At 56.3% G+C, this 15,660-nt stretch carries 13 protein-coding genes; 7 read left to right on the forward strand and 6 right to left on the reverse strand.

Annotated features, from left to right (window positions below):
* Positions 1–240 precede the first annotated feature (240 nt).
* The 5 genes from C5Y44_RS10750 to C5Y44_RS10770 are packed head-to-tail and all read left to right on the forward strand — an operon-like array spanning position 241 to position 6,557.
* Positions 241–1,851: a TIGR04028 family ABC transporter substrate-binding protein gene (locus C5Y44_RS10750; RefSeq protein ID WP_369831089.1), complete on the forward strand. Its 1,611-nt coding sequence runs from the start codon at positions 241–243 to the stop codon at positions 1,849–1,851.
* The gene (locus C5Y44_RS10755) at positions 1,852–2,790 is read left to right on the forward strand and encodes an ABC transporter permease (protein ID WP_105324943.1); all 939 of its coding nucleotides are present in this window, start codon (positions 1,852–1,854) and stop codon (positions 2,788–2,790) included.
* The gene (locus C5Y44_RS10760; protein WP_105324944.1) at positions 2,791–3,657 is read left to right on the forward strand and encodes an ABC transporter permease; all 867 of its coding nucleotides are present in this window, start codon (positions 2,791–2,793) and stop codon (positions 3,655–3,657) included.
* Positions 3,658–3,663: 6 nt separating this feature from the next.
* On the forward strand, positions 3,664–5,307 hold the full coding sequence (locus C5Y44_RS10765; protein ID WP_105324945.1) for an ABC transporter ATP-binding protein: 1,644 nt from the start codon (positions 3,664–3,666) through the stop codon (positions 5,305–5,307).
* A gap of 29 nt (positions 5,308–5,336) precedes the next feature.
* Positions 5,337–6,557 (forward strand): alkylhydroperoxidase domain protein, encoded by a 1,221-nt coding sequence (locus tag C5Y44_RS10770; RefSeq protein WP_105324946.1) that lies wholly within the window; start codon positions 5,337–5,339, stop codon positions 6,555–6,557.
* 104 nt (positions 6,558–6,661) lie between these two features.
* Here C5Y44_RS10770 and C5Y44_RS10775 read toward each other — a convergent pair whose 3' ends face one another.
* From C5Y44_RS10775 to gndA, 5 genes are all read right to left on the reverse strand, one after another.
* Positions 6,662–8,335 carry an HNH endonuclease signature motif containing protein gene (locus C5Y44_RS10775; protein WP_233189959.1) on the reverse strand — a complete coding sequence of 558 codons (1,674 nt, stop codon included), beginning with the start codon at positions 8,333–8,335 and terminating at the stop codon, positions 6,662–6,664.
* A gap of 230 nt (positions 8,336–8,565) precedes the next feature.
* Positions 8,566–9,417 (reverse strand): hypothetical protein, encoded by an 852-nt coding sequence (locus tag C5Y44_RS10780; RefSeq protein ID WP_105324948.1) that lies wholly within the window; start codon positions 9,415–9,417, stop codon positions 8,566–8,568.
* 20 nt (positions 9,418–9,437) lie between these two features.
* Complete coding sequence (locus tag C5Y44_RS10785) at positions 9,438–10,313, reverse strand: 3-methyladenine DNA glycosylase (protein ID WP_105324949.1); 876 nt, start codon at positions 10,311–10,313, stop codon at positions 9,438–9,440.
* Between the two features lie 2 nt (positions 10,314–10,315).
* Positions 10,316–11,713, reverse strand: a complete 1,398-nt coding sequence (locus tag C5Y44_RS10790; protein ID WP_105324950.1) for a DEAD/DEAH box helicase — start codon at positions 11,711–11,713, stop codon at positions 10,316–10,318.
* Positions 11,714–11,748: 35 nt separating this feature from the next.
* Positions 11,749–13,209: an NADP-dependent phosphogluconate dehydrogenase gene (gndA, locus tag C5Y44_RS10795; RefSeq protein WP_105324951.1), complete on the reverse strand. Its 1,461-nt coding sequence runs from the start codon at positions 13,207–13,209 to the stop codon at positions 11,749–11,751.
* 83 nt (positions 13,210–13,292) lie between these two features.
* Between gndA and C5Y44_RS10800 the strand changes: the two genes are divergently transcribed.
* Positions 13,293–13,760 (forward strand): PaaI family thioesterase, encoded by a 468-nt coding sequence (locus C5Y44_RS10800; RefSeq protein ID WP_105324952.1) that lies wholly within the window; start codon positions 13,293–13,295, stop codon positions 13,758–13,760.
* Between the two features lie 87 nt (positions 13,761–13,847).
* On the opposite strand, the gene corA is transcribed toward C5Y44_RS10800, so the two are convergent.
* Positions 13,848–14,921: a magnesium/cobalt transporter CorA gene (gene corA, locus C5Y44_RS10805; protein WP_066797592.1), complete on the reverse strand. Its 1,074-nt coding sequence runs from the start codon at positions 14,919–14,921 to the stop codon at positions 13,848–13,850.
* Between the two features lie 115 nt (positions 14,922–15,036).
* Between corA and C5Y44_RS10810 the strand changes: the two genes are divergently transcribed.
* Positions 15,037–15,639, forward strand: a complete 603-nt coding sequence (locus tag C5Y44_RS10810) for a class I SAM-dependent methyltransferase (protein WP_105324953.1) — start codon at positions 15,037–15,039, stop codon at positions 15,637–15,639.
* The last annotated feature ends 21 nt before the right edge of the window (positions 15,640–15,660 follow it).

Below are 15,660 nucleotides of genomic sequence, written 5' to 3' on the forward strand. Positions count from 1 at the left end.
GGATATAATCGCCCGGCTTTCTTTCGATTTCATTGGTGAAGTGCTAATTTGAAATTTAATAGACAGTGTAGTCTACCTAAATAAGACAGTCTAGTTTGCTATCTGTTAGGTTTTCTTCATTGAATAATATCAACTCATCAAATTTAGCTATTGGAAAGTGAAGCGAATTAAGTGAAACGCCACAAGAGCTTGAAAAATGCTCGTAGCCTGGGCGTTTTGAGCGTGCTGCTGGCAACCTCCATGGTGGCCGCGTGCACGACAAACGCAGAGAGCGAAGAGGGGAGCATCGACGAGCAGGCCGGCATCGAAGCCAACGAGATTACTTACCTCGAACCGCAGTTCTTCCGCACCCTGTACCCACCAGCAGCAGGGTTTTACCCCAACGGCGCGGTTGTAAATCAGATTACTGACCGCCTGTTGTACCAAGACCCGGAGACCTTGGAGCTTTCCCCGTGGATCGCGACGGACCTGCCGGAGATCAATGAGGATGCGACCGAATTTACTTTTGATATCCGCACCGATGTCACCTACTCGGACGGCACGCCGCTCACGGCTGAAAATGTCGTGCGCAATATTGACCTTTACGGCCAGGGCGATGATGAGCGTCTACTCAATGTTTCTGAGCAGATCTCCAATTATGAGCGCGGGGAAGTCATTGATGAAGACACCGTGAAGTTCTACTTCTCCGAGCCTTCACCGGGCTTTGAGCAGGCGGTTTCGTCCTTCAACGCCGGCCTGTTGGCGGATTCCACCTTGGAGTTAGACAACGAGGGCTTTGGCCCTGGCAACGCTGAGGCAATTATCGGCTCTGGTCCCTTTGTCATCGATGGTGAAAAGCTTGGCACCGACCTGCACCTGTCCGCACGTGAGGATTATGACTGGGCGCCGCCCGCGCATGAGCATCAAGGCCGCGCCCAGCTCGATGGCATTAATTATGTACTCGCAGCTGAAGAGTCCATGCGTACCGGCGCGATTACATCCAACCAGGTGCAAATTGTGCGCCAGGTATCTGCTCCGCAGGAATCGCACTTAGAAGCTGCCGGCATTAACGTGATTTCGCACGGTACCAACGGCATGAATAACCAGCTGGCATTCCGCTTTAATGTCTGGCCTTTTAATGACAAGGCCGTGCGCGAGGCCGTTATCCACGGCGTGGACCGCGAGCAGATTATTCACGTGCTCTTCTCCGATTCTTATCCGCTGGCAACGTCCACGATGGCCAAAAATGCCCGTGGTTACAAGGAACAAAGCGCAGCTTATGACTTTGATCCCGAGCTGTCCAAGCAGCTTCTCGATGACGCCGGGTGGGAAGTCGGTGCCGACGGCATCCGCGTCAAAGATGGCAAGCGCTTGAGCATTACCGCCAAGCTGGCGATGCCGCAGCCGCGTTCGCGCGAGGTCATCACCATGATTCAGGAGCAGCTGCGCGGCATTGGCATCGAGCTGCACCTCAATTCCGGTGACCAAGCAACCCAGGACTCCGATTCCAAGGACCCGAATAAGATTCAGCTGGACCACACGATGGTCGGACGCGCAGACTATGACGTGATCAAGTCACATTATTCAGTCGACAACCGTGACTCTTTCATCAACCAGGATGACAACGGCAACGTCCTAGACCAGCACCTAGAAGATCTCTTGAGCGACGTGGTCGCAACGGCGGACGACGCCGGCCGCGCAGAAGCCACCGCCGCCGTGCAAGATTACGTCACCGAGCAGGCTTATGCCTTGCCACTTTTCGAGGAACCAGTCGTCTACGCGGTGCAGCCCTACCTCAAGGGCTTTGCCCCTGAGGCGATTGGCCGCCCTAGCTTCTATGGCGCATGGATCGATCACCAGGAGGTTAAGTAAATGACTAGCTCGGCTCTCGCTCGTCGCATCGGGCAATCCATCCTGGTGCTCTTTATTACTTTCACTGTCGCATTCTTCCTTCTCTCAGCGCTGCCTTCCGATGGCGTGATGGCGCGCTACGGTGCTCCCGCGTTGGGGCTTTCCCAGGCGGAGATCGCTGGTATTAGGGAAGAGATGGGCATCGACAAGCCAATCTTGGTGCAATTTATTACCACCCTGGGAGGCTTTCTCACCGGTAACTTTGGTACCTCTGTGCAAACTGGCACCGCCGTATCGACGATGGTGGCCGAAAACCTCCCGCACACCCTAGCGCTTGCAACCACCTCGGTAGGTCTCGCCGTCATTATCGCCTTGATTGTGGCCTTCCTGGCGACGGTGCCTGGCCTCGGCTTTATCGGCACCTTCTTCCGCTCCCTGCCTTCGCTGCTGGTCTCACTCCCAGGCTTTTGGCTGGCGATTTTGCTCCTGCAATTCTTCTCCTTCCGCCTGGGTTGGGTCTCGGCTATTAACCCTGGAGCGATCGAAGGTCTCATCCTGCCGACCTTGACCCTGGTCGTGCCGATGGCCGCGCCACTGATCCAAGTGCTCATTCGCTCTATCGATGAGGTCAACCAACTCTCCTTTGTGCAGGTCGTACGAGCCAAGGGCGCATCGGAAGCCTGGATTTTTTGGCGCAATGTGCTGCGCAATGCCATCTTGCCGGCGCTGACGATGGTCGGCCTGCTCTTCGGCGAGCTCGTCGGCGGCGCAGTCGTGACCGAAACCGTCTTCGGCCGCGCGGGCTTGGGCAACATGACGGTGCAAGCTGTCTCCAACCGCGACACCCCAGTGCTTTTGGCAGTGGTGGTTATCGCCGCAACCGCGTACATCATCATCAACCTGATCGTGGACTTGCTGTACCCAGTCCTTGACGTGCGCTTGCGCAGGAAGGTTAAGTAAATGACTAATCAGACCTCTATACCGCAGCACGAGGAATCACGTCTGCAGTCGACCAGCAAACGCCACAAGGGACGCAACCCGTGGCTAACCCCGGGTTCTATCATCGCGTCCATCATCTTGATCATCGCCTTTGCCTGGGCACTGTTCCCAAGCCTATTTACCAGCCTTGACCCCTATGCCGGCACCGATGTGGCGCTGCAAGCACCAAGCAGCGCGCACTGGCTGGGCACTGATGCCGTGGGCCGCGATGTTTATGCGCGCATCATCTACGGCGCGCAACAATCCCTCTTCGGCGCCCTGATTGCCGTGGCCGTGGGCCTAGTGCTGGGCACCTTGCTGGGGCTTATCGCCGGTACCCGCGGTGGCTGGATTGATGCCGTCATCATGCGGCTTGTCGATGTCCTCCTGTCGATCCCCGGCATCCTGCTTTCCCTGTCGATCATCATCATCTTGGGCTTTGGCTCCACCAACGCTGCCTTTGCCGTCGGTATGACCTCGGTGGCTACCTTTGCGCGTTTGGCGCGCTCGCAGGTGATGAGCGTGGCGAAAGCGGACTTTATTGAAGCCGCTTATGGCTCTGGCGCCTCCGGCACCCAGGTGCTGTTTAAGCACGTCCTGCCGAACTCCCTGACCCCAGTCATTGCGCTGGCCACCCTGCAATTCGGTAGTGCCATTCTGCAGCTCGCCATCTTGGGCTTTTTGGGCTACGGCGCACCACCTCCGATTCCGGAGTGGGGCTTGATTATCGCCGATGGCCGCGACTTTGTCGCCACCGCTTGGTGGGTTGTTACCTTCCCAGGTCTCGCGATTATCGCGGTAGTCATGGCTGCCAACCACCTGTCTCGCAACATCCACACGGAGGCTTAAAGGACCATGTCTCAAGCATTGCTTCATATTGACAACCTGGCGGTTAGCTACCACACCCGCCGCGGAGATGTCGCTGCAGTATCAGGTGTGAGCCTAGAAGTGCATCCAGGTGAGATTACCGCGATTGTCGGCGAGTCCGGCTCCGGTAAATCCACCACAGCGATGGCTGCCATTGGCCTTTTGCCGCGCAGCGCCAGCGTGGATACCGGCGAGGTGCACTTCAAAGGCCGCGATATCACCAATTTGTCTAATTCACAGTGGCGACAGCTGCGTGGGCAGCAGATTGCGCTGATTCCGCAGGACCCGAACAACTCTTTAAACCCGGTCAAAACCATTGGTGCTTCCGTGGAAGAAGCCATGGTGATTCACCGCCAGGGCACGGCTGCAGAACGCAAGCGCCGCGCGATTGAACTGTTGGAAACCGTCGGCATAGACGATCCGCAGCGCCGGTATGGCCAATATCCGCACGAGCTTTCCGGCGGTATGAAGCAGCGCGTGCTCATTGCTGCGGCGCTGTCTTTAGAGCCCGAGCTGATTATCGCCGATGAGCCGACTTCGGCGCTCGATGTCACCGTGCAAAAGGTCATTTTGGACCTGCTGGACCGCATGCGCGAAGATCTGGGACTAGGCATCTTATTTATTACCCACGACCTCGCGGTGGCCGGTGATCGCGCCGACCGCATCGTGGTGATGGAAAAGGGCCAAGTCCGCGAAGAGGGATTGGCAGCCAACGTGCTCACCGATCCCCAGGACGACTACTCCAAGCGTTTGCTTGCCGATGCTCCGTCGCTCGCCACCGCACAAATCCACCGCCAAGCGGCTCCAGCGCTGAGTACTTTGACCGAGGAGGCTGCCGGAACAGGCAGCCAGCCTTTGCTAAAGGTAGAAGGTCTGGGCAAAGAGTACGGGGATTTCACCGCCGTGGAGGATATCTCCTTTGAGGTGCGCCCCGGTTCCACCCACGCGCTAGTCGGGGAGTCCGGTTCCGGTAAGACCACCACCGGCCGAATGATCTCCTTATTCGAGACCCCGACAGCCGGCTCAATCACGGTGGATGGGGTCGATATCTTGGCCGCTAACGCCGCCGAACGCAAAGAACTGCGCAGCAATATCCAGCTGGTCTATCAGAACCCATACTCGTCACTAGACCCGCGCATGCGCATCGGCGATATCATTGCCGAGCCTTTCCGTAACTTCACCCGCGCTTCCAAATCCAAAGCCCAGGAGCGTGCCAAGGAGTACTTGGAATTAGTTTCCTTGGATGCTGATATGTACTCGCGCCGCCCCCGTGAGCTATCCGGTGGGCAGCGCCAGCGCGTAGCCATTGCCCGCGCGCTCATAGTAGAGCCCGAGCTGGTCATTTTGGACGAGGCAGTCTCCGCCCTCGACGTCACCGTGCAAGCCCAGATCATCCGCCTGCTGGACAAGCTGCAGAAAGACTTGAGCTTGACGTACATCTTCATCTCGCATGATCTTGCGGTGGTGCGCCAGATTTCCGATACCGTGAGCGTTCTGCGCCGTGGTGAACAAGTCGAGCAAGGCATCACTGAAGAGGTCTTTCGTGCGCCGCAGTCAGAATTTACCCGCGATCTCATCGGGGCTATTCCTGGGCAGCGTTACCGCGCCGGCGACCTGAACTTAGGGCTTTAAGATAGGGCTTGAGAAAGAAAGAGGAGATTATGACCGATATTATTAATCAACTAGCTGTCCTTGACGGAACGGAGTTCGTCGCGCTGCGTGAGCGTCGCTCTGATGCAGTCACGAATGCGCAGATTAGCTTCCAAGCACTGCTGGAGCCAGAAAATCCTGGCGAATTCACCTACGCAGAACGCTACGCTGTCGCAGCTTTTATCACCGGCATTTCACAGGCAGACCGAGCAGCGCAGTTCTACCTCGACCTGCTTGCCGATGAATCCGATGATGCACTTGTCACCGCCGTCCAAGCAGCCATCGCTGCCGGCACCACGACTGGCCCTTTCCACGACGGTCACTTCACTGTCTTCGACGCTAGCTCCGCGCTCGGCCCACGACTGGCAGCAGCCTTTGATTTCGCGCACCTTTTGACCTTCCATCCAAAGGATGCCAGTCCTGCTGCGGTTGGCCACCTAGATGCCGCTGGCTGGTCGGCCGATGAGATTGTCTCCCTGAGCCAGTTGATTTCCTTCCTCGCGTTTCAACAGCGCGTTGTTCACGGCATGCAAGTCTTGGCAGGCACCGCGCCGCAGTCGGTTTCGCCACAAGCCTCCCAGGAGCATGCTTCTCAGGCCGTGGCTAATCCCAGCTGGGAAGCAACCGCGAATATCTTGATTCCCGAGGTGGTAAAGCCCGCCAAGTTCGTCAACCACTCACTCGGCTGGGAGCCCTGGGTGCCAGCGATGGCCAAGGCAGACCTCACTGACGAGCACATCGACGCCCTCATCAAGCCGGAGCGCGCGGACATGCCTTACTTCCGTTTGCTGGCTCGTGACCCGCAAGCTCTCAAGGCACGCACCTTGACCGACCTCGATATTTTCTACAACACCGAGGGCGGACTCGCCCGGGCCGAGCGTGAATTAGCCGCTACCGTGGCCTCCCGCTTCAACGGCTGCGAATACTGCGCCTCAGTGCACCAGGCACGAGCTAAGGAAGAAGGCGGCGATGCCGCAGCCATCGATCGCCTGTTGGACGAAGGCATTACCGCCGACCTCGGTTCTTCGCTGTGGTCTGCCATTCGCGATGCAGCGGTAGCGCTAACCGCGACCCCGTTCGCATTCAACGATGAGAACGTCACCGCACTGCGCGAGGCCGGTCTAGATGACTTGAGCATCATCGACGTCATCAATTCCTCCGCATTTTTCAACTGGGCCAACCGCTTAATGCTGACCTTAGGCGAACCAAACGTTCCCAAGCGCTTTCGCTAAACCGGCTTTGAACACCAAGCAAAATTAAGCAAACAACCACTAGCAAGACCCCATGGGCCTTCGGAAATCTCCGGTAGGCAAGGGTCTTGCTAGTGGTTAGTTCTTTATGCGGGAGCAAATAGATCCGGTTGAACTGCACCATCGTCATCATCGCCTGGTGGCGGAGGACTTTCGGGCGGTGGGCCTTGAGTCTTGAGCTTATGATGCGCTGACTGTTGTGCAGCGACGGAATCATTGAACCTCAAACTATCTTCATGAGGATACTGAGTTCCGGCCCGCCCGGTATCGGGACATCGGGCAGCATGCGCCATATTGTGACGGAAATCCTGTGCATCATTGTTATCGCCATGATGCCTGCGACACCGCAGCGTGAGATTTTTCAGGTCAGTTACCCCTTGATAGCTCCACGCAACGATATGGTGAACGTCGCAGTTCATGGCAGAAACTTCACAACCATCGTGGGAACACACCATCTCCGAAGCTATCAGCGCCAGCTTTTGCGCTAGCGTTGCGCTTCGCTTGCTGCGCCCTAGCGCCAGAGGCTGAAAGTCCGTGTCATCCATGATGCACAGGTAGTCACTTCCTGCGGCTCCGAGCCGGATAAGGTCCAGCGGGGTGAGATAGATTCCCGTATCGGTTGGCAGCAAGGTGTCAGGGGAGAGGTTTTCCAATTCCTGACGTGTGGCCGAGACCACGATGGAGGACAGGCCAGAATTCGGGTTTCGGCTAGTCATAAAGTTCGAGCACAACTGCGTGAGTTGGTCCGCACGGCGCTGGGGCAAGCTGCGAGTATCGTCGAAACCGGTTTCTTCTCTATCGAAGCCAGGCCGCGCAGCCGGTGACATCGCTTTGGCGAAGATGGCTGCTGATACTGGGTCTAGCTTGCCGCGGATAGAAACCATGCCTTCAGCATCAGGTTCTGAGATGTGCAATTCGCGCTTGGCTAGTTGCGCGGTATGGTCACGCTCACCATTGGGCATAACGGCGTTGGCATTGGCCTGACGGATAGCCCTGCGCAGCCACGTCTTGAGCTGGGACTTTGAAAGCTCGCGCGCCTTGTCAATTGCCATCGAGCGCAGTTCGTGACGGCCGGGTTTGGCGTAGCGATCTAGCTGCTTGAGTTCATAATCAATCATCCGCAGCACATCGGCCGGAATTGAACCGGTGCCAATCTTGTCGCGATTTCGCGCTTTTGCTTCATTTTCACGCTCAGCACGCTCTTGAGCTTCACGCTCACGCTCTTGCTCCGCGCGTTGCCGAGCCTCTCGTTCTTCACGTTCTTTTCGCTCGGCTTCTTTAGCTTTTTCTTCCTCACTGTTGGAGTCAGCGGAGGGATCATCGGCAGGCAAATCTTCTGGCTTTTCCACTGGCTCCGGAGTGGGTGGTGGGCCAAGGTCGGGCTCGACATCCTTGCCAAACAGTGATTCTGCATTGCGGAGCCTGTCCATTGCTTCGCCATAAGACAGGTTCATCCTTTTGATGAAGTATTCAGTAGCGTGAGCAGAAGAGACAAGGCGCCCTGCATCATCACGTTGCGCCAGGAAAGCGAATGCGGCATCCACAAAGGTCTTCTTGCCGAAAGCTTCCTCGAGGTCTTCCATCAACAGGTAGATGTCGTGGAACTTGAGTGTTTCCACCGAATGCATGGCGGCTTGCAAGTTGGTTAAACCGGAAGAGATATGTGCGATAGATTCGCGAATAATCCCCCGTGCAATTTGTGGATCTTGATTTTGCGATGTGGGGTTGTAGCCGGCCATGTCATCTACCTCCTTTCCCAAGCTAGATGGACTTTTGCTACCCAGTGAATATTGCGTTCTTCTGCCTGAAAGCCTAGCAACCTCACTCGAGCTTGTCGCGGCTATGTTCGAAACCGGTCGCGACAAAAACCATTACTTAAAGCTTGAAATACACTCTTGCGAACTGGCACAATTTACTTCCTCAGCGCATAAAAAGAGGGCCTTAACTCGCGCGAGTCAAAGCCCTAAACCTCCCTAAAACGGGGGTATTATTACGCTCCGGCGGCAGCCTTCAAAGCGTCAGCAACCGCGCGTGAGTCGGTGCCATCAACGGAGGTAAATTCTGTAGCAACATGTTCCACAGCTGCATCCGGAGCGCCTGGGCCAACGTGAACAACGGACAGCTCAACGTTGTTGCCGGCTGCTTGTGCGAAAGCGTCGGCAAAAGCGGCATCGTCCATGGCGGTGACGGTACCGGTAGTAACGAGCAAGACGCGAACAGGCCCGTTGATATCAGCAGCGCGGTCGGCAGCAACATCAGCCGCAGCAATCACTGCTGGACGCGTCTGCGGTTCGCCACCAGTGCCGAATGCCTGGATGGTGTTAGCTGCCTCGTCACCGTTTCCAAAGCCCAAGTTATCGCGGTAACCCACCATCACACCAGGGTTAAGTGGGGAAGAGTAGTTCCACAGGGCCACAGCCTTGTTCGCACCAGACAGGGCATGTGCGGTATTAGCCAAAGCGCCGGAGACCGGATCAAATTGACCCGCCATGGCATTGGAAGTATCGAGCAGGATTAAGGTATCAGCAGCCTCAGCAGAAGGTGCAGGCGCAGGAGCCTCTGAGGTCTCGGGCTCCTCAGAGGGGGTTTCTTCTTCTGAAGTCTCCTTAGTGGAAGCCTCATCAACGGAAGTTTCAGCTGAAGCATCGTCCGAGGTGGCTTCATCCGAAGATGTCTCCTGAGCAGTGCTTTCTTGTTCCGCGGCGTTGTTTACATCGTCGCCGTTGTTGTTTCCGAGCCAGAAGTACAACAGCGCGATAATCGCCACGATGACGACGATGGCCACAGCAATGACCCAGCCAGCGGGCTTGTAGTTCTCTTGTCCATTTGAGTGCCGAGCCATTCTGCAGTGCCTTTCATTTCCTACGCCACAGTATTATCGGAACTTAGATTAGCGCGTTTAGCTTCCTCAATGAGTGCGACAAGCCGATTGCGCATCGGCTTTGCGCGGTCTGCCAGGGCGCGTTGGCGTCGCACATATTCAGCCTTACCTTCGGTAGTTTCAATCGCAACTACCGAAAACCCTAGCTCACGGCAGTCGTAGGGGGAAGCCTCCATGTCTAGAATGCGCGCATCGACAGCTAGTTCTAACGTGTCTAGGAAAAGCTCGCCAGGCACTAAAGGTCCCATCTTCCACGCCCACTTATACAAGTCCATTGTGGCGTGCACACAGCCAGCTTGTTCGACGTGCACTTGGTCTTCGCGGTGCAGCACAGTCAGGTTTAACGGACGCGCGGGCGGGGTAAAGAAGCGGAAAGCATCATAGTGTGAACACCGAATGCGGTGGGTTTCCACCACTTCATCGGTCCCAGCTTGGCCCAGTCGCAGCGGCAAATCGTGGCGAGTCTCCTCAGACTTATACAACATGGCCCACTCGTGTAGCCCGAAACATTCAAATCGGGAAGGATTCGCAGCAGAGTTTTCCATCAGCGTGCGGATGTGTTCCATCGAGTCACCGCGACGCGCCCAAAAGGCCGGAATATCCAGACAAACCCCAATGTCATCGGCAACGTAGTCGCGCCAGGTGGCATGCGGTGCTTCATCCGGTCCCAGTAGCTTAACCCCGACGCCGGGATGCCATTGCCGCAGGTGCTTGGGGCGCACAGGGTAGTAGTTGAATAAAAAGTCGTACACGGGGTGCTTTTCACCAGGATGCCGATAAGCAGCAAGCAACTCATCCGCGCGGTGTTGGTGCGCCTGCATGCGCGCACCCCATTCGGAAGGGTCGAGGAAAATCATCTTTATCGTGAGCGACGTCGGGAGTTGGTAGAGCGGGAGGGCTTATTGCTTGTCGATGCACCCCTGCCGCGCTTTTGACCGCCTCGAGAGGAAGAACCGCGCGTGCTGGCCTGGTTTTTCCCGGTCTGCATTCTAGCAGATTGCTTCTTCGGTGCCGCCTGTTTCTTCGGCGCTGCCTGCTTTTTAGCAGGCTGCGCCCCGGGCTCGGGGACTGGTATGCCAGTTGCGGATTGGGCGCCCGTGATTTGCGCTAGGGTGCGGTTATGCGCGGGGCTGGCGTCGGTGGAGATATCGATGGTTTGAGCATCCACGCCGGCTTTGTCGATGAGTTTGGCTACTTCATCGCGTTGTTCATTCATTACCAAGGTGACAACGGTGCCTGATTCGCCGGCGCGCGCGGTACGTCCCGCGCGGTGCAAATATGCCTTGTGTTCGGCAGGCGGATCGACGTGGACAACCAAGGATACGTCGTGCACGTCGATGCCGCGGGCGGCAATATCGGTGGCAACCAGAACGGATACGCTGCCATCGGCGAATCCTTGCAAGGTGGTGCTGCGGGTGTTTTGTCCCTTATCGCCGTGCAGACCCATGGCGGAAATACCAGCGCGTCGAAGCTTTTTCGCCTGGCGGTCAACGCCGTGCTTAGTGCGCATGAACATGATGGTCTTGCCATCGCGGGCACCGATGCGGATGACTACTTTATTGCGGTCCTCGCGCTCGCCGACGTAAAAGAGATAGTGCTTCATCGTATCCACCGCGGCTTGAACAGGAGCGGTGGAATGCGTGACGGGGTCATGCATGAAGCGGTCAACTAGCTTGTTGACATCGCCATCCAACGTGGCAGAAAACAGCAGGCGCTGCGCATCACGTGGGGTGAGGTCTAAAAGCTTATTGACCTGCGGCAAAAAGCCCATATCGGCCATTTGGTCGGCTTCATCGAGGGCGGTGAGGCGAACATCGGAAAGCGAAAGCTTCTTCTGATTCACTAGGTCCTGCGCGCGGCCGGGCGTGGCCACCAAAATGTCCACTGGGCGTGCTAGCTGGCGAATATGGTGGTTGATATTGACGCCGCCGACCACCGCGAGAACGCGCATGCCCATGGCGTTGGCAGGTTCATCGAGGCGTTCTTGAATCTGGATGGCCAATTCGCGCGTCGGTGCGAGAATCAAGGCGCGGGGGCGGGCTGGCTTGGATGCGCCAGAGCCAGCGAGGCGGGCAATGATCGGCAAACCAAAAGTGAAAGTTTTGCCTGAACCCGTGGGTCCGCGGCCGAGGATGTCCTTTCCGGCTAAGGCATCAGGAATCGCCGCTTCCTGGATAGGAAACGGCGAGATGATCCCTTGCTTTGAAAGGACGGAAACAATGGGCCGGGGCAAACCGAGATCGGCAAAAGTAGTCATTGCCCATCAGTTTAGCCGCCGGTATTGCTTAAAAGTTAATCCATCTGAGTAAGTGAGCGGTCTGCCGACCACTCGATGTGGAAGGTGCCTTCCTTATCGACGCGCTTGAAGGTGTGTGCGCCGAAGAAGTCACGCTGGCCCTGGACCAAAGCGGCTGGCAGGCGCTGTGCACGCAGGGAATCGTAGTAGGAGAGCGAGGACGCAAATACTGGTGCTGGCAAACCTAGTTGGGTAGCGGCGATGACAACGCGGCGCCATGGATCGATGAGATCGGAAAGCTCACCCTTGAAGTAAGGATCCAAAATCAAAGCCGGCAGCTGCGGATTGGTGTCATAAGCTTCGCGGATACGATCCAGGAACTTCGCACGGATGATGCAGCCGCCGCGCCAAATGGTCGCGAGATCGCGTGGGTCAACATCCCAGTTGTGTTCGTCAGAACCAGCCTTGATGAGGTCAAAGCCCTGGGAGTAAGCAATCAGCTTGGAAGCATACAGTGCGCGGCGGACGTCTTCGACAAAGTCCTCGCGGGTAGTACCCAGCGCGTCGAAATCAACAGCGGAACCTGCTGGCAATTCGCCTTCCTGCGCAGCCTGGCGCTGGTTAGCGGAAGAAGACAAAGCACGCGCAAAGACAGCTTCGACGATAGCGGTAATCGGGATACCGAATTCTAGACCGCTAATGCCCGTCCATCGGCCGGTGCCTTTTTGTCCCGCAGCGTCCAAGATGACATCGACAAGCGGCTTGCCAGTGTCTGGATCCGTGGTGGCTAGAACTTCTGCGGTGATTTCAATGAGGTAGGAATCCAAGTCGCCGGAGTTCCATTCCTTGAACACCTCGGCGATTTCCGCTGGTTCCATGCCCGCGCCGTAGCGCAGCAGCTGGTAAGCCTCACCGATGACCTGCATGTCGGCGTACTCGATGCCGTTGTGCACCATCTTGACGAAGTGGCCAGCGCCATCGGGGCCGATGTGGGTCACACAGGGGACACCGTCCACAACTGCGGCAATCGACTCCAAGATAGGACCCAAAGTCTTCCACGACTCAGCAGGACCGCCAGGCATGATGGACGGGCCGTTGAGCGCACCTTCTTCACCACCGGAGATACCAGCGCCGACGAAGTGACGGTTACGCTCCGCCATCTCCTTTTCGCGACGAATGGTGTCGGTGTAGAGCGCATTGCCGCCGTCGATGATGATGTCGCCATCTTCCATCGCATCTGCGAGCTGGTTGATGACCGCATCGGTCGCAGCACCCGCCTGGACCATGATGATGGCCTTGCGTGGGCGTTCCAAGGATGCGACGAATTCCTCAACCGTTTCCGAAGCAATGAAATTGCCTTCCGAACCGTGACCCTCGATGAGGGCGCGGGTGCGTTCCGGGCTGCGGTTATAGACGGCGACGGTATTGCCATTGCGGGCAAAGTTACGAGCTAAGTTGCTGCCCATAACTGCCAAACCGACAACACCAATGTGTGCTTTATCAGTAGATTGACTCATGTCAGGTATTTTACGCACACCTTCAATCTTCGTGCCGATGAAGTGACACCTAGTACACCCCACGGCGATTAAGATAAGAAGCTATGAGCACCCCGAAGCAGACCAAGGAAATCCGCGCGCAACTCGATGAGCTGCTAAAAGCCGCACACGAGCGGCCTTTGAATTCGCAAGAGTTGTTGATGATCAATGAAAATACCATCGGCTTCGATGCGGTTTTAGGTCTTCGTTATACCCACATCTCCCGCGGCGAGGTGCGCGCGATGGTGCGCGTTAACCCGACGCTGTTGCAGCCGTGGGGCTTGGTCAACGGAGGAGTGTTTAGCTCCATTGCAGAATCCGTGGGCTCCTTGGCCGGAGTCGTCATGGCTGGGGAAGTAGTTGTGGGAGTCAACAACAACACCGACTTCATTAAATCGGTCACCCAGGGCATCATCGAGGCGCACGCAACGCCGATTCAGGCCGGGCGCCGCAGCCAGATTTGGAATATTGAGCTGCACCACGAAGGCAAACTCGTTGCCCTCTCCAAGCTGCGCACGATGACGCTTGGGTGAAATTCGGAAGGAATTTCACCCAGACGCTTCCGTTGTAGGAAAATTAGACCTAGGTCTTTATGTTGTAAGAAATTTTGGAAAAATTTCTTACAACCAGTTGTTCTTGCGAAACCACCAGAAAATAACGGCGACGGTGACCACCATGAAAGCAATGGAGGCATAGTAGCCATATTCGGCATGCAGCTCGGGCATGTTATCGAAGTTCATGCCGTAAATACCGGCGATAAGCGTCGGCACTGCCGCCATACCGACTACCGCAGAAATGGTGCGCATGTCGGTATTTTGCTGCATGGAAACCTTGGCGACGGAGACATCGAGTAGCGAAGATAGCCGCTCATCGAAGCTTTGGATATGGTCTTTGACCACAGACTGGTGATCGTTGACATCGCGCAGGTAGGAGCGGATTTGCTTGTCGATGAGATCCTTGTGGTTTTCCACCAGCGACTTCAACGCGGCAGAAAGCGGCTCAATGGCATGCTTCATCTCCAAGATCTCACGCTTATAGAGGTAGATGCGGTTGACATCGAACTTGGCGCCCGGCTCAAAGACTTCTTCTTCAATATCATCGACTTCGATAGCAAGAAGTGCAGAAATCTCCGAGTAACGGTCAACGAGCATGTCCAAGATCTTCCACACCATGGCAACGGGACCAATTTCCACCAATGACTGATCATCGGCAACCGTGTATGCCAAGTTGGGCAGCTTTGCCTTGTGGCAGACGGTAATCAGGAAGTTTTTGCCCATGATCATTTGCACCTCACCGGTGGAGATGACGTCACGGCGGTCTTTGACCTCATCAGAGTCGCGGTAGTTCACTGAGCGTGCGACAACAAAGAGTTGATCGTCATAGCGTTCCAGCTTAGGCCGCTGGTGAGCGACGACGGCATCTTCCACGATCAGCTCATGGATGCCGAACTGCTCTGCAATGCTGGTCATTTGGTGCTCAACTGGCTCCACCAATCCCACCCACACGAAGCCGCGTTTGTACTCGGCGACTGTGTCTAAAGCAGAATGTGGCGTGAATTCACCCGGAAGGGCTTCGCCGTCAACAAAGACACGGCAGTGCTCGATGGCGCGTTCTACGGGAACTTTTACTTTCGAAGGTGAGGGAGGCTCCACCTTCGGCTTGCGTGGCCTAAAGGGCGACGGTACAGCGGGCATATCAGCCTCCTTGTCCCAGGATTGAAAGATTTCTCAACAAAGCGCGAGCTTAGCGCCTAGTTCATAATGACGCTTAGGAATCATACCCCCAAGTTGAACGCCTATACTGATTGTTATGGCTACTTGGAAAGAAATCACGGACGCAGATCCATCGCACTCGCATAACTACGCTCGTCGCTGGAAGGTGCTGGAGGCAGAGGGTAAAGATATTTACGGCGAAGCGCGAACCGCCGATGCCATGTTGGAGCGCGGTTCCAAGGTACTCGACGCTGGCTGCGGCACGGGCCGAATCGGGGGCTATTTAGCACGCCAAGGCCATGACGTGCTCGGCATGGACATAGACCCGATTTTGATTGATTATGCGCGTGAAGAACATCCTGACGTGCGTTGGGAAGTTGGAGACCTCTCCCACGATGAAATCCCTGACAACGGCTTTGACTTCGCAATCTCCGCGGGAAATGTCATGGGCTTTCTAGCACCTGAGGGCCGCGAAGACGCCCTGCGCAATATCTTTAATGCACTAGAGCCCGGTGGGCGCTTCCTAGTTGGCTTTGGCGAAGGCCGCGGTTGGACCTTCGAGGAATTTTTCAACCTAGTGGAAAAGGTTGGCTTCCGCATCGACTTCAAGTTCTCTTCCTGGGACTTGAATACCTATAGCGCCAATTCCACCTTCCTCGTCGCGGTCTTATCGCGCCCAGGCAGCTCCTTGCTGGGCTAAATAGCTTTCGTGCATGCCGCG

Source organism: Corynebacterium sp. J010B-136, assembly GCF_002967075.1.
In the GTDB taxonomy this organism is placed as follows: Bacteria; Actinomycetota; Actinomycetes; order Mycobacteriales; family Mycobacteriaceae; genus Corynebacterium.

Bases quoted from the DNA above. Each gene is read 5' to 3' on its own strand.
- C5Y44_RS10750 (WP_369831089.1), top strand. From the start codon at position 241: ATGGTGGCCGCGTGCACGACAAACGCAGAGAGCGAAGAGGGGAGCATC.
- C5Y44_RS10755 (WP_105324943.1), top strand. From the start codon at position 1,852: ATGACTAGCTCGGCTCTCGCTCGTCGCATCGGGCAATCCATCCTGGTG.
- C5Y44_RS10760 (WP_105324944.1), top strand. From the start codon at position 2,791: ATGACTAATCAGACCTCTATACCGCAGCACGAGGAATCACGTCTGCAG.
- C5Y44_RS10765 (WP_105324945.1), top strand. From the start codon at position 3,664: ATGTCTCAAGCATTGCTTCATATTGACAACCTGGCGGTTAGCTACCAC.
- C5Y44_RS10770 (WP_105324946.1), top strand. From the start codon at position 5,337: ATGACCGATATTATTAATCAACTAGCTGTCCTTGACGGAACGGAGTTC.
- C5Y44_RS10780 (WP_105324948.1), bottom strand. From the start codon at position 9,417: ATGGCTCGGCACTCAAATGGACAAGAGAACTACAAGCCCGCTGGCTGG.
- C5Y44_RS10785 (WP_105324949.1), bottom strand. From the start codon at position 10,313: ATGATTTTCCTCGACCCTTCCGAATGGGGTGCGCGCATGCAGGCGCAC.
- C5Y44_RS10790 (WP_105324950.1), bottom strand. From the start codon at position 11,713: ATGACTACTTTTGCCGATCTCGGTTTGCCCCGGCCCATTGTTTCCGTC.
- gndA (WP_105324951.1), bottom strand. From the start codon at position 13,209: ATGAGTCAATCTACTGATAAAGCACACATTGGTGTTGTCGGTTTGGCA.
- C5Y44_RS10800 (WP_105324952.1), top strand. From the start codon at position 13,293: ATGAGCACCCCGAAGCAGACCAAGGAAATCCGCGCGCAACTCGATGAG.
- corA (WP_066797592.1), bottom strand. From the start codon at position 14,921: ATGCCCGCTGTACCGTCGCCCTTTAGGCCACGCAAGCCGAAGGTGGAG.
- C5Y44_RS10810 (WP_105324953.1), top strand. From the start codon at position 15,037: ATGGCTACTTGGAAAGAAATCACGGACGCAGATCCATCGCACTCGCAT.